23 protein-coding genes are annotated in these 25,631 nt (G+C 61.9%); 8 read left to right on the top strand and 15 right to left on the bottom strand.

Annotation, left to right across the window (positions count from 1 at the left end; translation table 11 throughout):
- Positions 1–18 precede the first annotated feature (18 nt).
- Together AC1DYF_RS07155 and AC1DYF_RS07150 are read right to left on the bottom strand one after the other, a co-directional pair.
- Positions 19–1,131, bottom strand: a complete 1,113-nt coding sequence (locus tag AC1DYF_RS07155; RefSeq protein ID WP_477876000.1) for an AbrB family transcriptional regulator — start codon at positions 1,129–1,131, stop codon at positions 19–21.
- Entirely contained in the window at positions 1,128–1,697 is a 570-nt protein-coding gene (locus AC1DYF_RS07150) for a hydrolase (protein WP_477875999.1), read from the bottom strand. The genes AC1DYF_RS07155 and AC1DYF_RS07150 overlap by 4 nt, the downstream gene beginning before the upstream one ends.
- A gap of 106 nt (positions 1,698–1,803) precedes the next feature.
- Between AC1DYF_RS07150 and AC1DYF_RS07145 the strand changes: the two genes are divergently transcribed.
- Both AC1DYF_RS07145 and phnF read left to right on the top strand, forming a co-directional pair.
- Positions 1,804–2,400, top strand: a complete 597-nt coding sequence (locus AC1DYF_RS07145; RefSeq protein WP_477875998.1) for a TetR/AcrR family transcriptional regulator — start codon at positions 1,804–1,806, stop codon at positions 2,398–2,400.
- Positions 2,401–2,669: 269 nt separating this feature from the next.
- Positions 2,670–3,401 (top strand): phosphonate metabolism transcriptional regulator PhnF, encoded by a 732-nt coding sequence (gene phnF, locus AC1DYF_RS07140; RefSeq protein ID WP_477875997.1) that lies wholly within the window; start codon positions 2,670–2,672, stop codon positions 3,399–3,401.
- A 28-nt stretch (positions 3,402–3,429) separates the two neighbouring features.
- Here phnF and AC1DYF_RS07135 read toward each other — a convergent pair whose 3' ends face one another.
- The 6 genes from AC1DYF_RS07135 to AC1DYF_RS07110 form a co-directional block, all read right to left on the bottom strand.
- Positions 3,430–3,837: a carboxymuconolactone decarboxylase family protein gene (locus AC1DYF_RS07135; protein WP_477875996.1), complete on the bottom strand. Its 408-nt coding sequence runs from the start codon at positions 3,835–3,837 to the stop codon at positions 3,430–3,432.
- Positions 3,838–3,855: 18 nt separating this feature from the next.
- Positions 3,856–5,364, bottom strand: a complete 1,509-nt coding sequence (locus tag AC1DYF_RS07130; RefSeq protein WP_477875995.1) for a sugar ABC transporter ATP-binding protein — start codon at positions 5,362–5,364, stop codon at positions 3,856–3,858.
- A gap of 1 nt (position 5,365) precedes the next feature.
- On the bottom strand, positions 5,366–6,448 hold the full coding sequence (locus tag AC1DYF_RS07125; RefSeq protein WP_477875994.1) for a hypothetical protein: 1,083 nt from the start codon (positions 6,446–6,448) through the stop codon (positions 5,366–5,368).
- Positions 6,445–8,568, bottom strand: coding sequence for an ABC transporter permease (locus tag AC1DYF_RS07120; RefSeq protein WP_477875993.1), 2,124 nt, complete (start codon positions 8,566–8,568; stop codon positions 6,445–6,447). The genes AC1DYF_RS07125 and AC1DYF_RS07120 overlap by 4 nt, the downstream gene beginning before the upstream one ends.
- A 232-nt stretch (positions 8,569–8,800) precedes the next feature.
- Positions 8,801–9,826, bottom strand: a complete 1,026-nt coding sequence (locus AC1DYF_RS07115; RefSeq protein ID WP_477875992.1) for a sugar ABC transporter substrate-binding protein — start codon at positions 9,824–9,826, stop codon at positions 8,801–8,803.
- A 46-nt stretch (positions 9,827–9,872) separates the two neighbouring features.
- Entirely contained in the window at positions 9,873–10,850 is a 978-nt protein-coding gene (locus AC1DYF_RS07110; protein ID WP_477875991.1) for an ABC transporter permease, read from the bottom strand.
- Between the two features lie 236 nt (positions 10,851–11,086).
- Between AC1DYF_RS07110 and AC1DYF_RS07105 the strand changes: the two genes are divergently transcribed.
- The 4 genes from AC1DYF_RS07105 to AC1DYF_RS07090 are packed head-to-tail and all read left to right on the top strand — an operon-like array spanning position 11,087 to position 14,730.
- Positions 11,087–12,010 carry a MurR/RpiR family transcriptional regulator gene (locus AC1DYF_RS07105; RefSeq protein ID WP_477875990.1) on the top strand — a complete coding sequence of 308 codons (924 nt, stop codon included), beginning with the start codon at positions 11,087–11,089 and terminating at the stop codon, positions 12,008–12,010.
- A gap of 4 nt (positions 12,011–12,014) precedes the next feature.
- On the top strand, positions 12,015–12,662 hold the full coding sequence (locus AC1DYF_RS07100) for a cysteine hydrolase family protein (RefSeq protein WP_477875989.1): 648 nt from the start codon (positions 12,015–12,017) through the stop codon (positions 12,660–12,662).
- On the top strand, positions 12,659–13,981 hold the full coding sequence (locus AC1DYF_RS07095; protein ID WP_477875988.1) for a type I glutamate--ammonia ligase: 1,323 nt from the start codon (positions 12,659–12,661) through the stop codon (positions 13,979–13,981). The genes AC1DYF_RS07100 and AC1DYF_RS07095 overlap by 4 nt, the downstream gene beginning before the upstream one ends.
- A 2-nt stretch (positions 13,982–13,983) precedes the next feature.
- Positions 13,984–14,730 carry an N-formylglutamate amidohydrolase gene (locus tag AC1DYF_RS07090; RefSeq protein ID WP_477875987.1) on the top strand — a complete coding sequence of 249 codons (747 nt, stop codon included), beginning with the start codon at positions 13,984–13,986 and terminating at the stop codon, positions 14,728–14,730.
- 8 nt (positions 14,731–14,738) lie between these two features.
- Here the strand turns inward: AC1DYF_RS07090 and AC1DYF_RS07085 are convergent, their stop codons facing one another.
- The 4 genes from AC1DYF_RS07085 to AC1DYF_RS07070 all read right to left on the bottom strand — a co-directional run bounded on the left by AC1DYF_RS07085 (position 14,739) and on the right by AC1DYF_RS07070 (position 19,439).
- A complete protein-coding gene (locus AC1DYF_RS07085) occupies positions 14,739–15,548 on the bottom strand; it encodes a helix-turn-helix domain-containing protein (RefSeq protein WP_477875986.1) in 810 nt (269 codons plus the stop codon).
- A 117-nt stretch (positions 15,549–15,665) separates the two neighbouring features.
- The gene (locus AC1DYF_RS07080; RefSeq protein WP_477875985.1) at positions 15,666–17,387 is read right to left on the bottom strand and encodes a GMC family oxidoreductase; all 1,722 of its coding nucleotides are present in this window, start codon (positions 17,385–17,387) and stop codon (positions 15,666–15,668) included.
- 106 nt (positions 17,388–17,493) lie between these two features.
- Positions 17,494–18,765, bottom strand: coding sequence for a CynX/NimT family MFS transporter (locus tag AC1DYF_RS07075; RefSeq protein WP_477875984.1), 1,272 nt, complete (start codon positions 18,763–18,765; stop codon positions 17,494–17,496).
- A complete protein-coding gene (locus AC1DYF_RS07070; protein WP_477875983.1) occupies positions 18,762–19,439 on the bottom strand; it encodes a FadR/GntR family transcriptional regulator in 678 nt (225 codons plus the stop codon). The genes AC1DYF_RS07075 and AC1DYF_RS07070 overlap by 4 nt, the downstream gene beginning before the upstream one ends.
- A gap of 190 nt (positions 19,440–19,629) precedes the next feature.
- Between AC1DYF_RS07070 and AC1DYF_RS07065 the strand changes: the two genes are divergently transcribed.
- Positions 19,630–20,091, top strand: a complete 462-nt coding sequence (locus tag AC1DYF_RS07065) for an OsmC family protein (RefSeq protein ID WP_477875982.1) — start codon at positions 19,630–19,632, stop codon at positions 20,089–20,091.
- 82 nt (positions 20,092–20,173) lie between these two features.
- Here AC1DYF_RS07065 and AC1DYF_RS07060 read toward each other — a convergent pair whose 3' ends face one another.
- A complete protein-coding gene (locus AC1DYF_RS07060) occupies positions 20,174–21,256 on the bottom strand; it encodes an alpha/beta hydrolase family protein (protein ID WP_477876059.1) in 1,083 nt (360 codons plus the stop codon).
- Positions 21,257–21,421: 165 nt separating this feature from the next.
- Here AC1DYF_RS07060 and AC1DYF_RS07055 point away from each other — a divergent pair, with 165 nt between their 5' ends.
- On the top strand, positions 21,422–22,438 hold the full coding sequence (locus AC1DYF_RS07055) for a helix-turn-helix domain-containing protein (protein ID WP_477875981.1): 1,017 nt from the start codon (positions 21,422–21,424) through the stop codon (positions 22,436–22,438).
- Positions 22,439–22,476: 38 nt separating this feature from the next.
- On the opposite strand, the gene AC1DYF_RS07050 is transcribed toward AC1DYF_RS07055, so the two are convergent.
- Positions 22,477–24,003, bottom strand: coding sequence for an amidase (locus AC1DYF_RS07050; protein WP_477875980.1), 1,527 nt, complete (start codon positions 24,001–24,003; stop codon positions 22,477–22,479).
- Between the two features lie 3 nt (positions 24,004–24,006).
- Positions 24,007–25,626, bottom strand: coding sequence for a GMC family oxidoreductase (locus AC1DYF_RS07045; RefSeq protein ID WP_477875979.1), 1,620 nt, complete (start codon positions 25,624–25,626; stop codon positions 24,007–24,009).
- Between the last annotated feature and the right edge of the window lie 5 nt (positions 25,627–25,631).

The following is a 25,631-nucleotide window of genomic DNA, read 5'->3' as shown; positions in this document are numbered from 1 at the left end:
ACGAGAGCCGGCGGTGCACTACTCCGCCGGCAGTTGGCTTGGGGCGGGCGCTATCGGCTCGTCCCGCAGCTTCGACCATTTGACGATGGCACGGGCAATGAGGGGGCCGGTCAGTAGGATGGCGAAGAGCCGCATCAGTTGCATCGCCATGATGAACGGCACGTCGACGGGCGTTGACGTGGCAATGATCGCCACCGAATCCGCCCCGCCCGGGCTGGTCGCCAGATAGGCAGTCAGCGGATCGACGCCCATGACCTCGACGAGGATCGCCGCAAAGCCACAGCAGATCGTGATCAGAATGACGATCGAGCCGAGCACACGTGGCAGCGCCCTTGCTGCGTGGTGAAGGATGGCCCGGGTGAAGCGCAGGCCGATATTCCAGCCGATGAAGGCATAGCTGATCGCAAGCAGCCAAGGCGGCAACTCGATCTGGATCAGGCCGAGCGTCTGCAGCGCCAGCCCAAGCATCATCGGCAGCAGGAAAATCCCCGCCTGCAGCTTCATCACCTGCGAAAAGACGATTGAGAAGACGATGAGCGCAATCGTCTCGATCATCGGCACCACGGCAATCGGCGGAAACCAGATGATTGCCGGCGGCGCGGCACCGCTGGCACTGACCCAGATGCGTGAGACCGCTGTGGCGGCGACCGCAACGCAGACGACGCGCAGATATTGCATAAAGGCGACAAGCCGCATGTCGGCGCCGAAGGATTCGGCCATGATCGACATCGCCGACGCGCCGCCGGGCATGGAGGCCCAGATGGCCGTCGTGCCCGGCAGAACCTGCAGCTTGGCGAGCAGATAGCCGAGCGAGGCGCCGGCGGCGATCACCGAGATCACACCGCCCAGGAAGATCGGCCAGTCCTTGCCCACCTCCGTGAGGATGGAGAGAGGGATGGACTGTGCGATCAGGCAGCCCACCAGCGCCTGCGAGAAGGCCGTCGCCAGCTTCGGCACCTTCACCGTCTTTTCCGCCGCGGAAAACAGAATGCCGGCCAGCATCGGCCCGAGCAGCAGGGCCGCCGGGAGGTGCAGAAGTTCCAGCACGGCCACGAAAGCGGTCGAGAGGATGAGGAGCCCGGACCATCGAAAAGCAATGGTCCGAGTGCTTGGTTGGGCAGAGGTCGTCATGATGCCGGGAATTGAATGTTCTCACTCTTTATCACACGCGATATGCGCGGAAAGATAGTGGTAAAGGCGAAATTATGCGCCTCGTCGCTCGGTCCGGCGCAGAGGTCTTCGACGATCTGCAGATCATAGCCATGTTCCCAGGCCGCGCGGGCGGTGGATTCGACGCCGATATTGGTGGAAATGCCGCCGAGCACGATGGTGTTGATGCCGCGCCGGCGCAGCTGAAGGTCGAGATCGGTGCCATGGAAGGCGCCCCATTGCCGTTTGTGGATCTTGAGATCGCCCTTGCCTTCGATGCCTTCGACAAGATCCGACCATCCGTCCGGCAGGCCGCCCGGCGGAAGCTGCATCGGCTGGTCGACATTGCGCGACGGCATGTCGGCATAGTCCTTGGCGAAGTTGACGAACACCAGGGCAACGAGTGCGCCGGCGGCACGGAATTTCTCGGCGGTTGGAATGGCATTGGCGACCACCTCCGCGCCCAGGCGCGGGCGGATTTGCGGATTGCTGGCGACGCCGTTCTGCAGATCAATGAGAACGAGGGCCGTGGTCTTGGGATCAAGCATGGGAATGCCTCTTGAGACAGGATTGCAACGGAGAGATGACGGGAGAGATCTGTCGTGTTATGTGAGGATAGACTCGCAAAACAGATAGTTGAGGATATCCTCGCAAATGTCAACAGTGATATCAGCCGTGGCGCCGAAAAGGGCGAGAGGCCGCCTGCGCGTCGATGCCATCATGCAGTCTGGCGCCGAACTTTTCGCCGAAAAGGGCTATGATGCAGCGACGATGACGGAGATCGCAGCCCGCTCCGGCACCGCGATCGGCTCGCTCTACCGCTTCTTCCCGACCAAGGAGACGCTCGCCGACGCCTTGATCATGCGTTACGCCGAAAAGCTGTTCGAAGGGCTCGACGAAATCATCGGCGACAGCCAAAGCCTTTCCGGCGAACAGCTTGCCAACTGCTTCATCGACCTGATGATCGCGCTGCGGGGCGACCGTGCCGTGGCCGTATCGCTGGTCGATCATCAGGAGGATGCCTCCGGCCGCCGTGGCGCGCTGCGCAACGGATCGATCGAGCGGATCGCCAAGGCTTTGAAAGCGCAAAACAATCGCCTCGCCGAGGAGCATGCGACGGCGATGGGCTCGGTGATCCTGCACCTGCTGAAATCAGTTCCCCCCCTTGCCGACAAGGGCGGGGCGGATGCGGAGAGGCAGATTGCAGAGGTGCGCAAGATGGCCGGCGCCTACATTGTGGCCGCCGCATAATTCCTCCAGTCGTCCGGACGAATTCACGCGGTTGTCACAGAACCGTCGTATGTGCTTCGCCATAACTTAGAGGGCAGGCATTCGTCTTTGGTACCAAAACCCCTCCCCGCAAGGGAGAGGGGCTTAACTTGCGGCTCCGCCGTGCCTGATTGAGGCAAGGAGAGTGCCGCGAGTCTTCTCCCCTTGTGGGGGAGATGGCCGCCCTTCGATGAACTCAGGAGGCCAGAGAGGGCCTTTCCATAGGCGATTGCCTCGGCATGGAGGGCGAGATGACAGCAGAAATCGACCGTGAATCCGGCAGCACGCTCTGGCACCAGATCGCCGAACTGTTGGCAAACGAGATCGAATCCGGCGCCCTGCGACCCGGCCAGCAATTGCCGACCGAGACCAAGCTGATGCAGCGCTTCAATGTCAGCCGTTTCACCATCCGGCAGACCATCGCCCATCTCGAAGCCCGTGGCCTGGTGCGCGCCGAACAGGGCCGCGGCACCTTCGTGCACAAGGGCATGCTGGACTATCCGCTATCGAAAAAAACCCGGTTTTCCAAGAACCTGATCGAGCAGGGTTTCGAGCCCGGCGGCGAATTGCTGGTGCACGAAATCATCCCGGCGCCGCGGCATGTCGTGGTTCGGCTGAGGCTGCCGCTCGGCGCCGCCGTTATCCATCGCGTCGTCGTGTCGACCGCTGACGGCATTCCAGTAGAGATCGGTGATTCCTATTATCCAGCGGCGCGCTTTCCCGATTTCGACAAGGTCCGCGAATGTTTTCCGACCGTCACCGCGGCGTTCGCCACCTACGGCATCCGCGACTATGACAGACTGGTCACCGAGATAGAGGCACGCTTGCCGACCGCCGACGAAGCCCGCCTGCTACGCCAGCCGAAGTCGACGCCGGTGCTGGTCGTCCGCAAAGTCGACATCGACCAGAACGGCATGCCCTTCAATTATGGCGAAACGGTCTGGTCGTCGGAGCGGGTGACCTTCACGGTTGGCAAGGACTGAAACGGCTCGCTCTACTCTCGTACCAAATTCAACCGATCTGGAATTCCGGATCGACGGGAATCTGCATCACCGTGACCAGATGGTTGGTCTGGGCCGCCAGTCCGATCACAGCCAGCAGCTCGGCATGCTGCGCATCCGTCATGCCGCGGGCACGTGCGGCGGCGGTGTGGGAATGGACGCAATAGCTGCAGGAATTGGCAGTCGAGACGGCAATATAGATCATTTCGCGGGTCAGCGGATCGAGCGCGCCTTCCGTCGCCATCACCGCCTTCAGGCCTTCCCAGGTGCGTTTGAGAAGCGGCGGATCGTTCGCCAGCCCACGCCAGAAATTGTTGACGAAATCGGATTTGCGTGTGGCGCGGATATCGTCAAATACCGCCTTGGCCGCAGGAATGGCATCGATCTCGGTGTCGGTCAGGAGTTTTACGGTGGACATGGCTATTCCTTCTCGCAGCTAATGAACTGCCGCATACATGATCTTCTCTTCCGTCGATTCCGTCGGCGAGAATTCTTCGACGATCCGCCCCTGCCGGCAGACCAGAATGCGATCCGACAGGTTCATGATCTCCGGCAGATAGGAGGAAATCACCACCACCGCCAGCCCCTGGTCCGCCAGTCCATTGATGATCTGGTGGATTTCGGCGATGGCGCCGACATCGACGCCGCGGGTTGGCTCATCGAAGATGACGAGGCGCGGCTTCTGCACTAGCCCTTTGCCGATCACCACTTTCTGCTGGTTGCCGCCGGAAAGTTCGACGACCCGGGCATTGTCGTTGATGGCGCGGATATTGAGCGCCTTCGTCCATTCGGCCGAGAGCGCATGCATCTCCTTGACGCTCATGACCGTGCTCTTCTCGCGGCCGGCCGCCAGCAAGCCGCCGAACAGGTTCTCGGCGATCGACATGGTCTCGAAAAAGCCTTCGCTCTTGCGGTCCTCGGTGACATAGACGATGCCGTCGCGGACTGCCTCGCGCGGCACGTAATAGCGCACCGGTTTGTCGTCGAGTTCGATCGTGCCGCCACGATTGAAGTCGCGCTTGTAGATGCCGGCGACGACTTTGAATGTCTCCGTGCGGCCCGAGCCGATCAGGCCGAAGACGCCGGTGATCTGGCCCTCGAAAATCGAGAAGGAATTGTTGCGCACGACATTGCTCATCGAAATGTCCTGCACCGACAACACTTTCTTGCCCGGTTTCCGCAGCGTGGAGGCATCGCGCTGGCGGTAGAGCGCGCCCGACAGCGTGCGGCCGACCATGGCGGCGATGATCTTTTCCCGGTCGAAATCCGCGGTCGGCCCGGATGCCACCAGTTCGCCGTCGCGCAGAATGGTGAGCCGGTCGGAGAGCAGCAATGCCTCTTCCAGCGCATGGCTGATGAAGACGATCGACACGCCGCGCGCTTTCAGCCGGCGAACCAGCGCAAAGAAATGCCGCTTCTCCTCCGGCGTCAATGTCGCCGTCGGCTCGTCGAAAATGATGATCTCGGCATTGTGCTGGACGGCGCGGGCGATCTCGACCATCTGCTTCTTCGCGGCACCCAGCGTCTCGACCATGGCCGTCGGATCGACCGGGAAATTCAGCGACTGCAGGAATTGCTGCGCCGAAATATAGATGCCGCGCAGGCGATTGAGGAAGGCTTCCGAGCCAAGATAGAGATTCTGCGCCACCGTCATCGACGGCACTAGGCTGGTTTCCTGGAACACCATGGCAATGCCGGCGTCGAGCGCCGCATGCGGCGTCGCATAGGCAATCTCCTTGCCATGATGGAACATCTTTCCCGAGGTCATGTCGACCACGCCGGCAATGATTTTCGTCAGCGTCGACTTGCCGGCGCCGTTTTCGCCAAGCAGCGCGTGGATCTCGCCCTTGCGCAGGTCGAAGCTGACATTCTTGACCGCTGGGACGCCGCGATAGGCCTTGGTGACGTTTTCGAGGCGGATGATGATGTCGCTGCTGTCGGTCATGTCAGGCCCCCTTGTCCAGGTCGATCGACAGAACACAGTTGCCGCCCTTGGACGTAGCGTAATATCTGATGTCCCCGTGGTTTTTGAGTTGGATGACACTCGTGATGCCGTGGCGTGAGCCGTTTGCTCGGCTGTGGAGGCTGTAAGTCGGCTGATAATGATCATTGAGAAGGGCGACCATGCCGTACGACCTGCTTGGCGACCAGGGTTTGTGAACACCCATGCTGCGAATGCCACCACATTGCAGCGGCTCAAGGAAAGAGCGGCCCGACGACAGAGCTGGTGCGATCCARTATTCTTCCGGCACCTCCTCCATCATTGCGCGCCGATAATCGTCTTCTTGCAGAACAAACTCGATCAGCCGATTCATCGGCGCGAAAATGCAGAGACTTACGCCGCCGTAGACAGCTACATCCATCCGAGAAGGGTAGCCAGGCAAATTGTCGATGAGAGTGCTTTGCTCGTGCGTCTTGCCATCAATCCGGATCAACCTTCGTTTCCAACTCTCGCTGACGACAATGTCGTCCCTCCCGGTACCTCCCGAAGTGATGTCAAGGCCGGATGGGTAGGCAAGTCCGTCGGCGATCTTATGAAAATCGCGCGATTTCATATCCATGAACCAAACCGAACCGGTGCTGCCGTGAGACAACAGATCCCGCGACCAGCGTGATGGGCTGACATGCTGCGAACCATTCGCGAGGTAGAGCCGACCACTGCTTGATCCAGAGATCAATGCGGTGACGCATTTGATCTCGTCGGGTTTGTCGATCGCAACACCATCAATGAGAAGAGTGCCATCTTCAAGTGCAACGATGACACCGGCTTCTGTCGTATCTAACGCCGTGATCGGAGCGGTAAATGTCTGATAAAGGGTCGCCGGCTCGTTGACTTTCATCCGCCAAAGGCTGTTGCCGCTGGAGATGAGCACGACATCAAAACCCAGAGGCGCCATATCATCCGGCGCTTCGAGCTCGGCGACCACATCCGCCTCATCCAATATCGTGTTCGGCCTGAACGCACCGTCGAGCGGCGGAATGGTCACCGCCTTGCCACGAAAGATATCGAGGATCGGATCGAAGATCATTTCACCGCTCCCCAATAGGATGCCGGGCCAACCCAGTCGGGATCGGCCTCCGGCAGCTTGAACCTGCCGATGCGGTTGTTGAGAATGCCGCCGATGAACAGATGGCCCTTGTGCTCGCGCATCGAGGTGACCATGGGGTGCGACACACCGGTCATGTCGCCGAGCGTGCCGACGATTTGGCCGTCTTCGTCGAATTTCACCACGCCGCCGGTATTGATGTTGGGAAACAGCCAATCGTCCTGCGGCAGGCGCCGGGTCATGCGTTTGCGAAAACCGGGATGGCGCAGCGACAGGTCGAAGCTCGGCGTGCGCATGCCGAGCCACGCCATCCAGTATTTCCCGCCCGAGGCGCGATTGATATTGTCGGGATAGCCGGGCATGTCCTTGATCACGCATTCGGCCATGCCGGCTTTCGGCCCTTCCAGCCAGTAGCGGTGTACGCGGCAGGCCCAGCTTTCGGCGACGAACAGCGACTTGCCGTCATGGGCGATGCAGACGCCGTTGAGATAGCGGTAGCCGTCGAGCAGGGTTTTCGTCGTCCCGTCCTTCGGGTCATAAACGAGCAAGCGGCCGGTGGCGCGGTTTTCGATCGAATCGAGTGCCCAGTCATGCGCGTCGTAACGCTTGGTCGAGTCGGTGAAATAGATGCGGCCATCGGGGGCGATGTCGCAGTCATTCGGGTCGCGCAGCCGGGCGTCGTCGACCACGGAGGTCCAGCTGCGCCGCGTCTCGGCCGACAGTTTCTTCACCTCGCGATCGGGCGAGATCGAATAGAGCCCCATGGCGCCGACGCACGAGATCAGATTGCCGGATTTGTCGAAGGTAAGCCCGAGCGGGAAACCGCCAACGTGGGCGAAGACTTCCGACTTGACATAATCCGGCGCGAAGAAGCGGATGATTTCGCCATGCCGTGTGCCGCAATAAAGATGGTCGTTGCGGTCGAGAATGACGTCTTCCGGCCCTTCGAGTTCGCCGAGACCGATATAGTCGGTCCTCGAAATCGCATTGTTGAGCGCATAAGGCGTGCCGGAATTCGGTTCGGCCGATTGCGTCTCGCCCATCTTCAGATAGACTGGGGCGACGTAGACTTCGTTCAGCACCTTGTGGCGGTTCTTCAGCCAGCGGATGTCGATCGTCACGGCAACCGCCAGCATGATACCCAGCACCATCTGGTTCGTGCCGGTGCCATAGCCTAGCCGGATCAGGCCATTGGTCATTACCAGCACGATGATCGCGCCCATCATGCCCTTGACCACCGAGCCGCGTCCACCGCCGAGCGAATTGCCGCCGACCACCGCCGCCGTCAGCGCCAGGATTTCGAGATTGAGACCTGTGCCTGGTCCGGCGCCCGAAAGCCGGCAGGCGATCAGGAAGCCAGCAATCGAGGCGCAGAGACCGGAAAATACATAGGTCATGAAGACGGTTTGCCGCACCTTGATGCCGGCATTGTGGGCCGACCGGCGTGAGCCGCCGACGGCCAGAACATGCCAGCCCGGCCGCGACCGCGTCAGCGCGATATGGGTGAGGATGGCGATGACGACCGCCGCGATCACCGGGACGGAAAAGCCGTAGACGGTACTGTCACCGACAAAATCCCAGATGTCGGAGGAGGCCATCGAGGTCTGGATTGCTGCGCCATAGTTGACAACAAGGATATCGAAGATCGCACGGCCGATGATGAAGGTGACCAGCGTGGTGAGGAAGGCGCGCAGGCGCAGATAGCCGACGAGATAGCCGTTGATGGCGCCGAAGGCGACGCCGGTCGCCAGTGCCGCGATGAATGCCAGCCAGACGGGTTGGTCGAGAATCATGAACACGCCGACGGCGGCGAAGCACGAGAGCGCGAAGATCGAGCCGACGGACAGGTCGATGCCGCCGCCGAACATGACGACAGTCAACCCGGTGACGACAATCGAGAATTCGCCGAGCTGGCGGGTCGATTCCTGCAGCGAATAGAGCTTGAAGAAGCCGGGGATGGCAGTGCCGAAGCTGGCAACGACAATCACCAGCGCGATGAACGGAATGGCATTGTCCGTCCAGCGCTTGGTGAGGATCTCGCCGATAAGATGATCGGGAATATTGTTGTATCGCCAAGCTTGCAGGCGTTCACGAAAGGACATCGACGGACCTGATTGAATTGCAAACGATCGGGCAAGAGGCGCGCTCGCCCCTCACCCTAGCCCTCTCCCCGTAAACGGGGCGAGGGGACTTGCTCTGCGGGTGGCTCGCTGTCGGAACAGCTCTCAAACGTCTGAGAGGCGCAGGTCGGTGCGCCCATCTCCCTTCTCCCCGTCACTACCGGGAGAAGGCGCCGGCAGGCGGATGAGGGGCAGTCCAGTATGAGACGCAGCCTTACTGCTTCGCCTCAGCCTGCAGCGCCTTCAGATCCCAGCAGCTGTCGGGCCGCAGATTCTCCTTCGTCGTCGACTTCATCAGCGTGTAGATATAGGGCGACGCCGTCGCAGGCTTCTGGCCGCTCTGCAGCAGGTATTTGATCACCGACACCATGTTGTTGGTTTCCTTGGCGAGTTCGGTCATGACAACCGCGCCATAGGTGCCATCGGCGATGCGATCGCAATCGGCAGTCTTCTCGCCGCCGCCGGTGGTCACCAGGAACACCTTGCCTTGCAGCTTGGCGTCGCGGATCGCCGCCGAGGCACCGGTGGCGTCGCCATCCCAGAAATCGATAATGCCGCAGATGTCCGGATGCTGCTGCAGCATGGTCGTGGTCACGTTGCGCGAGGTGGTCGCATCCCAGTTGGAATCCGGCTTGGCGACGACCTGGAAATCTGGATGTTTCGCCAGCACTTCCATGATCCCGGCATATTGATACAGGCTGGTGGCGTTGACCTCATCGCCCTGCACGAGACCGATCTTCTTGGAGGAGTTCGGGCCGCAGCCCTTGACCACGGCTTCGGCTTCGAGACGGCCGAGTTCAGTCCAGTCGCCGCCGACATAGGCATCGGCCTTGAAGTTGGCCGGGTTGTCGATCAGGAGCACGAAAATGCCCTCCGACTGCGCCTTCTTCATCAGCTTGGAATAGGAGTTGAGGTCCGGCGACATGACGATCAGCACGTCAGGCTTGCTGTCCGACGAGATCACTTCGGTGATTGCCTGCGCGCCGGCCTCGACGCTCCAATTCGGATCGCGGGTTTCGAACTTGCCTCCGAAGGCGTTGACCTCGCGCTGGATGATCGCCGACCAGCCCTGGGCGAGGTCGAAGCCCATAGCCATCGGCACCATGACGATGCGCTTGCCCTTGAGCGCCGATGAATAGGCCGCCGGTGCCGGATCGTCAGCAGCCTTGGTCGAGACGGTGGCCGAGAGCGAAATGCCAAGCACGGCGGTCGCCGCCAATATGGTCTTCCAATAGTTCATGTCGGTCCTCTCCTTGTTGCGGTCCGGCCTCGGCCGGGTGCGATTGCTAGATGTCTCCCTGCTGCGCCGTCTGCTCGTCGCGCGGATTGAGCACGCCGTCCATGATGATCGCGGCCAGCAGGATCGTCGATTTGATCAGGTTCTGGTAGATCAGCGGAATATCGATAATGGTCATGGCATTGAGCATGATGCCGATCAGCGCCGCGCCGAACAGCACATTGCGGACGCTGCCTTTGCCGCCCGAAAGCCCGATGCCGCCGATGACAGCCACCAGGACGATGTCATAGAGCAGCGTCGAATTGACCACACGGGTGTTGATCGAATGCAGGCTCGCCGCCGTCAGCAGGCCGGCGAGAAAGGCGATCAGCGCCGAGATGACATAGCGCAGCACCAGCATCGGCCGCACCGGAATGCCGGCATTGCGCGCCGCAACCGGATTGTCGCCGGCATAATAGACATAGCGGCCCCATTTGGTGAAGCGCAGGAAGAGAAAGATCAGGAAGGCCAGCGCCAGGAAGATGAACACTTCGACGGGAATGTTGAAATAGCGCACGCCGCCGAACAGCTCGATCCAGTGCCCCGGCGGCACCGGCACTGCGTCCTGCGCGATCAGCTGCGAGCGAACATAGCCGAAGACGAAGGAACCGCTGGCGAGCGTCACGAAAATCGCCGGCACATCAGCATAGGCGACGAGAAAGCCATTCAGCAGGCCGATGAACAGCACGCCAGCCAGAACCGTCGGCAGTGCGATGGCATCGGCCGTGCCGTCATTGAGCAGCTGCAGGTACCAGGCAACCGACATGGCCATGATCGCCACGGCGGCGAGATCGATGCCGCGGCCGATAATGACGATCGCCATGCCGAGCGCCAAAATGCCGAGCACCGAGACCGAGCGGACGATGGCGACGATATTCTCCGAGGTGAAAAAGCCCGGCAGGCCGATCGAGGCGGCGATGAAGATGATCACCGCGATGGCGAAGACGATCTTCTCCTGGCTCAGATTGCGGAGGTTCATCCACTGCATGCGACCGGCCCTGTCCCCAACGGCTCGAACTGCAGCAAAAGGCGCGGAAACGCGCTTCGCGTCCATCGGTGAAATGGCGGAAAAACCAATGATCGCGTGCTGTTCCGGACAGTCTCTCGCTGCGTTGCGCGAAAGTAAATGCCAGATTTACCTCTCTGTCAACAATTCTTCATGATTGACGAGAACTGTTTTGTCTGTAAGTCTTTCTTCATGTGGGTCTAACTATGGGGGCAGGGGTGAGCCTGCGCGACCTCTTGCTGAAGAGCAGCCTTTCCCTGACGCCGTCAGAGGAAAAGATCGTGCAGGTGCTGCTTGCCGACTATCCGACGGCCGGGCTCGGCACAGCCACCGGGCTCGCCCGGCGTGCCGGCGTCAGTGACCCGACAGTGGTGCGGCTGGCGATGAAGCTCGGCTTCCAGGGCTATCCGGATTTTCAGGCGAGATTGCTGGCCGAGGTCGAGGCGCGGCTGCATTCGCCGCTGCTGATGATGGAAACCAAGCGCCACGGCGGATCGGCCGAGGACGACGCCATCAATGCCTATCTGCATTCGGTCGCCGGCTGTATCGACAAGGCAATGCTGACGACGCCCGCGGTAACCTATGACCGCGCGGCGAAGCTGGTGACCGATAGCCGCCTGCCGTTGACGCTGCTCGGCGGCCGCTTCAGCCGGTATCTGGCCGGCATGCTGGCCGGCTATCTTGCGCAGCTCCGGCCCGGTGTCCGCGACCTCGGGCCCCTCTCGCCGCAGGCCTTCGACACACTCATCGACATGGACAAACGCGACGTGCTGGTCGTGTTCGACTATCGGCGCTATCAGAACGACATTGTCGCCTTCGCGCGGCAAGCCGCGGCTCGTGGCGCGCGCATTGTGCTGTTCACCGATCCCTGGCTGTCGCCGATCGCAGAGATTGCCGAAGTGACCATCACCAGCCCCGTCGAGGCCGCGTCACCCTACGACACGCTGGCGCCGGCGCTGGCGCAGTTGGAAGCCTTCGTCGCGCATATCCTCGCCGGCATGGACGAGGCCATGCGCAACCGTATCGAGACGCTGGAGATCATCCGCCACGCCAATGCCGTGACGCTCGACCACGAGGCGATCGACAATATGACGGGAACCTCGATCCGCGATTTTCCCGGACCCAAGACCGTCAAAGGATGACACGATGACACCACCCCTCATGCGCCGCGACGCGCCTTATAGTCCCGGCGAGACAGCACTTCTCCTGGTCGACATGCAGCGCATCTGGCTTGAGCCGGGGCTCGACCCGTCGCATCCCGAACGCGGGCCTGAGCACTATTTTTACAAAACCACGGCCTCGACCACCATTCCCAACAATGAGCGCCTGTTGGCTGCCGCCCGCGCCAGGGGCATCGAGGTGATGCACACGATCATCCAGAGCCTCACTGAAGATGGCCGCGACCGCTCGCTCGATCACAAGCTGACGCCGATCCATATCGCCCCGTCGCTGCCGGAGGGCCTGCCGCCCAAAAATCTCGCCCCGGTCGGCGACGAGATCCTGATCCCCAAGACGTCGTCGGGCGTCTTCAACTCGACCAATATCGACTATCTCCTGAAGAATCTCGGCATCCGCTACCTGATCATCACCGGCATCATGACCGACCAATGCGTCGACATGGCGGTGCGCGATGCCGCCGATCGCGGCTATTACGTCACCTGCGTCTCGGACGCCTGCTGCGCCGCCTCTGGGGAACGGCATGAGGGAGCGCTAAAGGCGTTCGGCGGCTATTGCTGGGTTGCCGACACTGACACGGTGGTCGGCCGCATGCAGGCGATGAGCAAAGCCGCATGAGTGATCTCTACGAACCGTTGACCGGCATCGTCACCACGGACATTTCCGCCGTGACCAGGGGCCGCTTCGTCTCCACAAGCCGGCTGGACCAGCTCAGCGAAATCGGCATCGGCTGGCTGCAGGCCAATGTGTCGCTGACGCCGTTAAATTCGATCGCCGATCCCAATCCCTGGGGCTCATCGGGCGATCTCCGGCTGATCCCGGACCTGGACGCCCGCTTACGCACGGAAAAGACCGGTGCGGCGACCGCCTTCGACCTCGTACCCGGCAATCTGGTCGAGCTCGACGGCACGCCCTGGTCCTGCTGCACGCGCACGATGCTGCGCGATGCGCTGGCCGATCTCAAGGCTGAGACAGGGCTATCGCTATTGGCTGCCGTGGAGCAGGAATTCCAGGTTTTCGGCGCCAACCTGCCGCCCGCACATGTGCTCTCCTTCGAAGGACTGCGCCGGGCCGATCCGTTCGCGTCGCAATTGATGGCGGCGCTGACCGAAGCGGGCGTTTCGCCGGAAGTGATCATCGCCGAATTCGGCATCGACCAGTTCGAGGTGACGCATGCACCGGCCGACGCGCTGACGGCCGCCGATCGCGCCGTTGCGATCCGTGAAATCACCCGCGAGATCGCCCGGGTCCGTGGCTGGAAGGCAAGCTTCGCGCCCAAGACCGCGCCGGATTCGGTCGGCAATGGCGTGCATATCCATTTCAGCCTCATCGACAGCAAAGGTGAGCCGGCGACCTATGACAACGCCGGCCCGGCGGGCCTGTCCGCGGCGGCCGCTGCGTTCTGCGCCGGCGTAATCAAGCATCTGCCGGCGATGACGGTCCTGACGGCATCGAGCGTTTCTTCCTACTATCGCCTGAAGCCGCACAGCTGGAGCTCGTCCTATACTTGGCTGGGTGACAGGGACCGCGAGGCGACCTTGCGCATCTGCCCGACGGTGACAATCGGCGGCCGGAATCCGGTGAAGAGTTTCAACATCGAATACCGCGCCGCCGATGCGACGGCGAATCCCTATCTGGCGCTGGCGGCCATCGTCCGCGCTGGGCTGGACGGGTTGAAGCAAAAGCTGCCGCCGCCGCCGATCGTCTCGGGCGATCCTTCGATTATGAGCGAGTCAGAACGGGCGGAAAAAGGCCTGATCCGCCTGCCTGAAAGCCTGCCTGCCGCACTCGACGCGCTGAAAGCCGATGCCACCGTCCGCGGTTGGTTCGCGCCGCTCTTCCTTGAAAGTTTTGCCGGGGTAAAGTCGGAGGAGATGAAGGCGCTGGCCGGACTCGACGATGCCGCGATCTGCGAACGCTACCGGGAAGTCTATTGACGATGACCGCGCCGCTCAACGGGTCGGACTGGCCGCCGGCGGTCACGATGCTCAACGAGGCCGGCGCCTCGGATATCGTGCTGATCTGCGAGCACGCCTCCAGTCATATCCCGATCGAATATGACGGACTCGGCCTGCCGCCGGAGGAACTCTGTCGTCATATTGCCTGGGATATCGGGGCGGAGGCCGTGGCGCGAACGCTTTCGCAGCGGCTGGATGCGATCTGCTTTCTCGGTACCTATTCTCGCATGCTGATCGACCTCAACCGGCCGCTCGACAGTCCGACCAGCATTCCCCTGCGCTCGGAAGCGACCGAGATTCCGGGCAATGAGGCTTTGCCGCCGGCGGAGAGACGGCGACGGATCGATCGAATTTTCGCACCCTTCCATGCGCGCGTGCAGGCGCATCTTGGCGAGCGGGACAGGCTAGGGCGGGCCACGCGGATCGTCACCATCCATTCCTTCACGCCGGTTTTCTTTGGAAAGGCTAGGCCGTGGCACGCGGGCGTTCTGTTCGACAAATCAAGAGGATTTGCGGAGGAGACAATCAACCGGCTCAGCCAGGACCGCTCGCTGATCGTTGGCGCCAACGAGCCTTATACGGTCGACAGAGCGGGAGACTATGCCGTGCCGGTGCATGGCGACGATCGCGGCTATCCGGCAATCCTCATCGAAATCCGCCAGGACCTGGTGCGCGACGAAACGGGAATCGCCGAATGGGCCGAGCGCCTCGCCATGGCCCTGGCATAACGCGACTGTCAGAGAGCCGCGTCGCTGACATGGCGCCGGAGATTGCTCGGCGTGAACCCGACGCGCTCCTTGAAGAAACGCGTAAAGCTTGAAGGCGCCGCGAAGCCGAGATTGGTGGAGATCTGCCCAAGCGGTTGGCCGGAAACGGCAAGCATGCGGATCGCCTCCTCGATCACCAGACTGTCGACGAACATGTTTGGCGCCACGCCGACCGAGTTGCGGAACTGTTCGAAGAAGCGCGAGCGTGACAGGCCGACATCGCGGGCGATGGAGCGAAAGTCATTATGCAGCTGCGGCGCCTCGCGCAGCAGCTGGACGGCATTCTTGATGCGGTAGTCGGCACTGCGGCGCATTTCCACCGGCAGCCTCACCGGCGCGGTGCATTCCTGGATCAGCTCGAGCAGCAGGGCCTCGAATGCCACATGGTCCGAGCGGCCGCCCTCGATCATGTCGCGCACCGCGTCGACCAGGCTGCGCACATGCGGCAATATCGGCGCCGTCACGATCTCGAAACTCCGCTGCCAGCCGCCGCCGAGATGGCGCGACAGCCAGACGGGCTCGATATAGAGCGCCAGCATGCGCGTGGCACTGTCGCTATCCGGCCTGATGTCGCAATGTTCCTGCCAGGGATTGATCAGGATGCAGGTGTCGTCGTCGAGCCGCACCGTCCGGCCTTCGACATTCATCATCCGGTCGTCGCCAGAAATCTTGAACAGCAGATGCACATGCGGATGCGCATGATTACCGACCGGTTCGACGATCTCGAAATAGGTGACACGCCCGAACGGGCCGTTGAGGGCGGCCAGGATACCCGTCATTTCTCCTCCTCCACGGCAGCGGACCCGCTCCCACGGATGTCCTTCGTGCCGTTGCGATGCCGTCTGTCGGGAGGCATCGACAGCATAGTAACGCAATCCGCGGAAAAATGAACCATTCTATACCGCACCGGCTTCGGCCTTGATGAGATCGGCGATCCGCTCCGCCATCATGATCGTCGGTGTGTTGGTGTTGGCGCGCGGGATCGAAGGCATCAGCGAGGCATCGCAGATGCGCAGGCCTGCAATGCCCCTTACATGGCCCGCACCATCGGTCACCGCCATCTTGTCATCGGCGCCGCCCATGCGGCAAGTGCCCGAAGCATGCCACACACCACCGACGGCGGCCTTGAGCATGGTCTTGAGCCCCTGATCGTCGGCGACCACCGAGGCGAGATCGAGACCGCTGGTCACGGCTGTGCGCAACAGCCAGGCGCGCGCCGGGCCGGCCGCATCCATCATCGCCGAGAACAGGCCGCGTTTGAGCATGTTCATCGTGCCATCGGCGGCAATCGCCGCCACGCGAGCGGAATAGGCGGTCGGGAAAGCCGGGCCGCAAACGCCGTGGTCCTGTAGGTCAAGCAATGCCTTCGCGCCGGTGCGGAAACCACAGGCGAGGCGTGTCAGGTCGCGGTCATCGGAGAGCATGCGGAAATCGACGTCCGGCTCGCTTCTAGATGTCTTGCCCGAAAGCCGCACCTGACCGCGTGAAAAAGGCTTGTTGAGCCAGATGAACAGCGTGCCGATGCGGCTGCCGATCGAATGCCAGCCGGAGCGGGCGATCATCGCCGCATGCATGTCGCCTGCGGGTGCATTCGGAATGTCGGAGGTAAAGCGCAGGATGGCGTGGTCGTGGTGTTCGTCGAGATCGGCGAGGCGGAGATTGGGCGGCAGGTAGCAGCTGACAGCCGTCGACGGATGCTCCATCAGGTTGGCGCCGATGCCCGGCAGGTCGAGGATGGACGGAATACCCATGTCCGAGAGATGTGCCGCCGGGCCGATGCCGCTGCGCATAAGCAGTGTCGGCGTATGCAGCGCTCCGGTCGAGAGAATGGTCTCGTGGCCTGTCACGGTCCGTTCCGCGCCGCCATTCGACGGCACGATCACCGCGCCAGTGACGCGGCCATTGTCGATCACCAGCCGCTCGGCGGTGTGATCGGTTATGATCTCCAGATTGGCGCGTTTGCGGACATCGTCGGTGAGATAGGCAAGCGAAGTGGGGATACGGTGGCCGCTGTCATCGACCGCGATCGCGCCGACGAAGATGCCATCCTCCCAGACGCCGTTCTGGTCGGCATGGCGCTTATAGCCCTGCCGCTCAAAGGCGCCGCAGACGCTTTTGACGAAGGGCGACATGCGCTGGTCGGAAATTCGCCGGATGGGAATTGGCCCGACCGTGCCGTGATATTTGTTGTCGCCGCCGAAATCGACATCGCGTTCGAGCTTGCGGAAATAGGGAAGGGTGGCCTCGAAAGACCAGCCCTCGGCACCCATCTCCCCCCATTCGTCATAGTCCGAAGGCGCACCGCGATTGGCGACCATGGCGTTGACCGAGGAGCCGCCCCCCAGCACCCGTCCCTGCTCATAGCGCCGCTTGCCGCGCGAAACGCCGTCGAAAGGGGCGGCGAAATAGGCCTGCAATTCCGGCCAGATATTGTTGGGATCGAGATAGGCGCGGCCGGGGTAGCGGCTGCGGACATGTGCCGGCATCGTCTCGCGCGTCAGGTTACGCCCGGCTTCCACCAGGAGCACCCTGATCTTCGGATTTTCGGTCAGCCGCGCGGCAAGCACGCATCCGGCCGAACCGCCCCCCAGGATCAGATAGTCCGCCGCTGCCTCCATAGTCTCACTCCCGGTCTTTTGCTTTGACCGGCAGTCTAAGGAAAGCGCTCAGCGGGGCGACCGGTGCAATTAACCGGGCGTCCAATTTTTTCAGAATGGAAGGCGTTCAGCCGGTTTCCGCTCGCACGCCGACGAGGCGATTGCGGCCGGCCAGCCAGCCGTTGATGCCCGCGCCAAGCCCGAGCAGGACGAACAGCACTGCGCTCCAGCTGAAGGAGCCGGTCCAGCCGCGGATCAGGCCGACGATCAGCGGTCCGAGCGCGGCGAGCAGGTAGCCGACGCATTGCGCCATGCCGGAAAGATGCGCCGCGACATGCGAATCGGGCGAACGCAGCACAATAACCATCAGTGCCACGGCAATCAGCCCGCCCTGGCCGATGCCCGACAGCACCGCCCAAACCCAGACGGTCGACAGCGGCGCAAACAGGAAGCCCAGCAGGGCGGTAACGGAGACCACGATCAGCGCTACATTGACCAGCCTCTGATCCCTACCGCGCACGGCAAGATGTGGCAGCAGCAGGCAGGACGCCGCCTGCACCATCACCGAAAGCGACACGATACCGCCGGCTGCGACGCCGTCGAGCCCGCGCTCACGCAGGATCGGCACCAGCCAGCCGAAGACGCAATAGGCCAGCGCCGACTGCAGCCCCATGAACAGCGTCACATTCCAGGCCAACCGATCCCGCCACAGGCCTGCAACACGCACACGCGGCCGGCTGGCGGCACTGCCGCCGGTCAGGACCTGCGGCAACCACATCAGGCTGACGACAAGCGCCGGCACTGCCCAAACGGCCAAGGCACCTTGCAGCGAGCCGCCGAAGGCACGCTCCGCCGGCAGGGTCAATCCGGCCGCACCGGCGGCACCGGCGCAAAGCGCCATCGTGTAAAAACCCGTCATCAGCGCGGCACGATCGGGGAAATCGCGCTTGACGAGACCCGGCAGCAGCACATTGCCGATGGCGATGCAGGCGCCGGCCAGCGCGGTGCCCAAAAACAGCATCGGCACCGAGGCGATGCCGCGCAAAGCCACACCGAGCGTCAGCAGAAAGAGCATGCCAAGCAGCGTCCGCTCTGCACCGATCTTCTGCGCCAGCTTTGGCGCAAGTGGCGAGAAGGCACCCATGCAGAACACCGGCAATGTCGTCAGCACGCTGGTGCCGATGCTGCCGAGGCCAAACTCACTGCGGATTTCCGGCAGCAGCGAAGACGCGCTGGAAAACAGCGGCCGAAGATTGAAGGCGATCAGCACGAGGCTGACGCCAAGAATCACCCGGCTTGCGGCGGTTTGCTTAGCCGGCGGCGTGGCAGGCGGAGCAGCGGCCTCGTCGTCGATCAGCAATTCTTCGACGGGCTCATGGGGCTGGACATGGCTATTCATGAAAGAATCATCCGTTCGAGAGCGGCAATAACGGGCGCCATGAAGCCGCGCACCGCGGTATCGGCTTTTTCGGGATCGCCGCTTTCGATGGCATCGACAATGGCAATATGCGCCTGCATATCCGGCTCGGGAATGTCACCACCGAGCGTCGAGGCGATCGTCTCGGTGATCGAGGCGGAGAAGAAATCGTAGATCGCCACCATCGCCAGGTTGCCCGAGGCGGCAATCACTGCCTTGTGGAAGGCGAGATCACGCTCAATGAAGCCGGCCTTGTCCTCCCCCTGGAAATTGCCGCGCTTTTCCAGCAGCATGCGGAGGCCAACGATCGTTTCGGGCGTCCGCCGCAGCGCCGCCAACCGGGCGCCTTCGACATCCAGTGCCGCACGTGCCTCGAACAGGTCGCGCAGACCGGCGCGGCGCGCCATGGTCATCGTGCCTGCCGTATCCGTGGTCGACAGGACATAGGTGCCGGAGCCCTGCCGGGTTTCCAGATAGCCTTGCGAAACGAGCACCCGTACCGCCTCGCGAATCGTGCCGCGGCTGACGGAGAGCATGTCGGAGAGCGCCGCCTCATTGGGCAGCTTCTCGCCGATGCCCCAGCGCTTGGCGAGGATTTCCTGGCGGATGGCAATGGCCGCGGTTTCGGCGAGATTGGTTCGGCTGACGGGCTGCATGGTTTTCAATCATCAAGTCATCTGATGACTTGATGATTGCCGCAATTGTGTCCTTCTGTCAATCCCTTCGCAAGGCGGCATGGACTATCGCTTAGGGCGGTTTCTGGTTATTTCTTCCGGATACAAACTCGATGCAGAGCAAACCAGCCTGTCAGCAGCGCCAGACAGGCCCCATGCAGAAAGGTCCTACATGGCCAGCTACACTGCCACCATCCTTTGGGAGCGGACGCCGGGCGAAGTGTTCAGCGACAACCGCTACAGCCGCGGCCATACCTGGTCCTTCGACGGCGGCGTCAGTTTCCGCGCCTCCTCGTCGCCGCATGTCGTGCCGCGCTTTTCCGACCCTTCCGGCGTCGATCCGGAAGAAGCCTTCATTGCCAGCCTGTCCTCCTGCCACATGCTGACCTTCCTCTATCTGGCCGCCAAACGCGGCCTGGTCATTAACCGGTATGAAGATGTGGCGGAAGGGCGAATGGCGAAAAACGAAAAGGGCCACTTCTGGGTCAGCGAAGTGACGCTCCGGCCGCGCATTGCCTGGGATGGGGACGTGCCGGATGGGCAAACCGCGGCGGAACTGCATCATCTGGCGCATGAGGAATGCTTCATCGCCAATTCCGTCCGCACCGATGTTCGCTGCGAACCGCAGGAGTAGGATGCGGTAAGCCATGAGGTCGGTCGCTTGCAGAAAGGGCGAAGTCCGACACCGAGCCGACGACACGTCACTGTCCAAAACGCTATGGGTTTGACCGGGCTCCGGCAGTCTGGCGGCCAAACGCGCGGTTGAAGACAGCAAGGACCATATCGCTCAGTTGAGCATGGATTTCACGCCGAGTCCGGCCTCCGGCATCCATACAAATCGGATCACCGATCTTTGCGGATTCAGCCATCTCGACCGCACCCGGCTTGCACTCGGCGAACATGCTGAAGTGGCTTGCATCTTCGATCGCGGCATATGTGGCCTGTGGAATGACTTTCACAATCTTCGAAGCGTCCACAGTCAGGGGGATTTTCCCCGGCTGGCCGAGATTCACCACGTCGACAGGAATCGAAATCTCGGAAAAATCCTTGAATTCAAAGACGTCGACAGGCGCGGGATCGATTGCCATGGCAAACCGGATGCGCTTGTCCCTGTAGTCACGGCCGGCTGATCGAAAATCCATTGCGTGCAGATCAACTCCACTTTGCCTGACCCATGCACAAAGAGATGCATTGCGCGCGTCCGTGTCGCAATAGCTTGCCAAACGTTGTGGATCTATGCGAGCGCCAGCGATCATCAGCGCGGTGCTGCCGCCCATGGAAAGCCCGAGAACACCCACCTCGTCGGAATCCAGTTGCTCTCGAAAGAAAGAGGCGGTTTCCATCGCATTCAGGGTCTCGGTGATATCCGTAGGCCTCAGCCAAAGCTTCATCGTTTCCGCAGCAGATCGGTGTGCACCGCCATTTCCGGGATGGGTGGGCGCCGCGACAATGAAGCCCTGTTTCGCCAATGGTACTGCAATCCAGCTTAGCGCCTGCGCGGTTCCCGCCAAGCCTGCTCCGTGAGAGAGCAGAACGAGCGGGAATTTTCCATCCGCTATCGGGGCATCGCGCATGGCAGGAGTCCCCTTGAAAAACACGCTCTCACCAAGCGTGACGGACTTTCCACCTGGTTTCGCCGGGTACCAAACTGTCGCGTCGAGATCGACGCCCCGCTCTTTCGACGGAGCCGCGATCTGATGCACACCCACATTTTCGCCGGCGCTGGCAGTCTGTTGCGCAATCAACATGGAAAGCGCCATGGCCCCGAATATGGTCCTGACTTTCATCAAAAGCTTCATTGTTCCCTCAATAATGTGACCGAAACGATCAGCCGCGTTTGCGGCTGCTTTCCGGCGTTCATCTGAGGAAAAACGGTGTGGGAACTCGACCTGAATCATGATCTAGGTCGTTCTCGATCGTGATCGCGGCCATCGTGGCGCCGACCCCCAACCGTGTGTGCGCCCGTGATTTTTGTCCCCCTGCCTTTCGTCGTTGCCCTTCTGCTTCTAATCCTGCTCGGAGCGCTGCTGCGAAACTCCGATCTGCAGAAAGAAAATCGTCCGTTCCTTGCGCTCATCGGCCTGACCGTGTTGCAATCGGTCGCCGTTGGCTTGCGATGGGGCTACGGCTTTGTGGAACTGCATTATGTCCTTCCTGTTCTCGCCGCCTGCCTTCCTCCACTTGTTTTGGCCAGCTTCCGCAAGCTGATCAATCAGGGTGAGTCTGATCGACAGGTTGCCATTTGGGTGCACGCCCTTCCGCCCTTCATCATCATCGCCCTGCTCGTCGTGATGCCACAATTCATCGACGTTACGCTGATGGCTGTGTTCATCGGTTACGCCATTGCACTGCTCAGGCTCGGCCGGTGGGGACCCGACGGTCTGGATGAGGCCAGGTTTGAAAGCGCCATTGCAGCACATCGGGCGCTTGTCATTGCCGCTGCATCACTGTGCCTGTCGGCTTCGTTCGATCTCGMGGTTTATCTCGATTTCGCGTGGAGCCGAGGACACAACGCCATCCTTATCGTCAGCAATGCGAACCTGCTTGGATTGCTCCTCCTCGGCCTGACAGCGATCGTGGCCGCGCAGGCGAAGGCGCTTCCGGAACCTGCCACGCAAGGCGACCTTTCTCTTTCCGAGACCGGGCGGGATCGTGGGGTGCTGGACAGCTTGGATCTCCTGCTGAACGAGCAGAAGTTATTTCTCGACGACAACTTGACGCTCGCTCGGCTGGCACGACGCTCCGGCATCCCAGCCAGGCAGATATCCGGTGCAGTCAACAGGCTCGCCGGCAAAAATGTCTCGCAATATATCAACGATTTCCGCATCGCCGAAGCGTGCCGGCTGCTGCAGACGAGCAGCTCGGTCACTGCCGCCATGTTTGAATCCGGCTTTCAGACCAAATCGAACTTCAACCGTGAATTCCGAAGGGTGACATCTCTTAGCCCAACCGAATGGCTCGAGAAAAATCGTATGACCTGATCGCCGGGCGACAGGAGCTTGGCGACGTCGCGAGCCGGTCAGGTTTTCACCGACCGCTCGAAATCATGCGCCAAGCCCAGCAGCATGGCCTCGCTCCACAGCCGGCCGACGAAGATCAGGCCGAACGGCTCGCCCGTCGCCAGATGTCCTGCAGGCACGGTTACGCCCGGCAGACCGGCGATATTGATCTCTGCGACGGTTGTCTCGCGTATGCTGATGCCGGCGCCGCGCTCGGGCAGCGGATCGGCGGCCTGCGGAAAAATCAGGGCGTCGAGCGCGTGGCGATCCATCACCGAGTTGAAGATGGCGAGATGGGCTTGCCGAGCCTCATAGAAGCTTGTCAGTGGCGGTGGTTTTGACGGGTTGGCCATGCAGGCCTGGAGTTCGTCGAATCCGGATAAATAATTCAACACGCCGGACGGCGCGAAAGGATCCTCGGCCCTGGTCGCTTGGCAGAATTCTGCAAAATTCTTGATCGCAGCCTTCGGTCCGAGCGATGCCAGCCAGACGCCGAGGTCATAGGGCAGGCTCTCCATGCCGCGTATGTCATATTCGTCGCCACCTAGTGTGATCCTGGCGAGATCGGCAAAGCCACTGCCGGCAAAGGGGTCCGCAASGAGTTCGACACCCCTGGCTTTCAGCAGAACCTGTACTCTCTCATAAGCATCGGCAACACCGGGTGCCAGCGGCTGACCGCGCCAGCTGCCGGAAACCTTGCGCCAGCCGGGGCCATAAAGGCCAAGTCGCTTGCCGGCAAGGGGATGCCGGTCGAGCTGGGCCGCATAGCCGCCGGCCGGCTTCGTGCCGACGCCTGCGACAGTCTTCTGATCGTTGGATGAATAGCCGGCGAGCACATCGAGCGCGATCGCTGCATCCCGTACCGTCCGCGCGATCGGTCCCATCACATCGAGCGTCGAGGCGCCGAGCGGCATGACGCCGGCATTGGAAACCAGGCCGAAAGTCGGCTTGACGCCCACCAGGCCATGCGCCGCAGCCGGGTTCTGGATCGAGCCGCCGGTTTCCTCGGCAAGGCCGATCACCACCATGCCGCTCGCGACGGCTGAGGCCGAACCAGCACTTGAACCGCCCGGCACCAGCCTATTGTCGATCACATTCAAGGTCGGGCCCGCCCAACTGTCGTCGGCATGGGTGCCAGTGGCTGACAGTACCGGCACATTGGTCTTGCCGAGCAGCACAGCGCCGGCGGCACGCATCCGCGCCACGACATCGCAGTCCTGCTCCGGGATCAGGTCGATGCCGCCAGCCTTGCTCGACAGCAGGTGCCAGCCGCCGGTGGTGGGGAAGCCAGCAACATTCATCGTGTCCTTGGCGACGAAGGGAATGCCGGCGAGCGGGCCGAGTGTTTCGCCTGCGGCCAGGCGGCGGTCGATCTCGCGCGCTTCGTCGAGCGCATGGTCGTTGAGAAAGATGATGGCGTTGAGATGCGGATTGCGCACGGCGATGCGGGCAAGGCAGGCGCGAGTCAGGTCCTCTGCGGTGAGTGTGCCGGAAGCGAAGTCGGCTTGCGCCGCGTCTACTGTGAGCCGGTCGAGATCGATAGGCATGGATCAGGCCGCCTCATTCACGGCGACGGGTTTGCCCAGCACCATGCCGGCGGCGCGCAGGCCAATCATCATCGACGGCGCATTGGTATTGCCGCCGATCAGCGTCGGCATGATCGAGGCATCGGCGACGCGCAGGTTCTGCAGGCCGCGCACAAGCAATGTCGATGGATCGGTCACCGCCATCGCATCCGTGCCCATCTTGCAGGTGCCGACGGGGTGGAAAACGGTCAGTGCCTCGGCGCGCAGATAGGCGAGGATCTCTTCATCCGTCCTTACATTCGGTCCCGGCAGCATTTCCGGGCCGCGCAGGTCATCGAAAGCCTTGTCGGCAAAGATCGAACGGGCGAACTTGATGCCTTCGACCAGCGTCAGCGCATCCTGCTCCTCCGAGAAGAACCGGTGGTCTATCTCCAGCACATTACTCCGCTTGAGCCGGATCTCGCCGATGCTTTTCGGCCGCAGTACGCAGGTATGCACCGCATAGCCGTGGCCATATTCGATCAACCGGCCGCGATGGCTGCGATAGCCTGGCACGAAATGGAACTGGATGTCCGCCGGACCGTCACCGGCATATTTCGTCCTGGCGAAACCGCCGGCCTCGACATAGTTGGTGGTCAGCATGCCGCGGCGCGCGCCGAAATATTTGAGAGGCGCCACAATCATCGCCGGCAGGTTCTGCGCCGACAGCCCGAGTGTACGGCGGCTCGACGAACGCACGGTGATCATGCCGTCGACATGGTCGCGCAGGTTCTTGCCGACACCAGGCAGGTCGACCTGTGGCGCGACGCCATTGCTGGAAAGCTCGCCGGCCGGGCCAATGCCCGAGGCGAGCAGCACGTGCGGCGAACCGATAGCGCCCGCTGACAGGACGACCTCGCCGCGGCAGTCGATCACTTCTTCCGCGCCGTTGCGGCGCACGCGCACGCCGGTGACTTTGCGGCCGTCAAGAATCAGCGACAACACTTCGGTCTCGGTGAGCGTCGTCAGGTTCCCGCGGCCTAGCACCGGCTTGACGAAGGCGGTATGGGCCGAGAAGCGCTGGCCCCTGTCCTGGGTGACGTTGTAGATACCGACGCCATACTGGCTTTCGGCGTTGAAATCGCGATYGTCAGGCAAGCCGACATGTTTGCCGGCTTCGACGAACACATTCGATACTTCGTTCGGGTCACGCGGATTGTCGACCAGCAGTTCGCCGGAGACGCCGTGATAAGCGGGGTCTTGCCCCAGCAGATTATGCTCGAAACTTTTGAATACCGGCAGCACGTCGGCATAGGACCAGCCGGCGCAGCCGAGCGCGGCCCATTCGTCATAGTCCTCGCGGGCACCGCGAATATAGATCATCGAATTGATGATGCTCGATCCGCCCAGCCCCTTGCCGCGATTGACGGGAATGCGGCGATTGTTGAGCTGCGGCTGCGGCACGCCGACAAAGGAATAATCGTAGCGCTTGCTGCCGTAAAGCGACAGGATGCCGGCCGGCACCCTGACACGCAGGCTGGCATCGCTGCCGCCACCCTCGATCAGGCAGACAGTCTTGCCCGGATCGCCGCTGAGGCGGTTGACAACAGCGCAGCCGGCAGAGCCCGCGCCGATGACGATATAGTCGAACGCAAGTTCACTCATGGCAC

This window comes from Rhizobium sp. P2_G9, assembly GCF_056403475.1.
The sequence above is the reverse complement of the archived record's forward strand: the minus strand, read 5'-3'. Positions and strand labels throughout refer to the sequence as shown.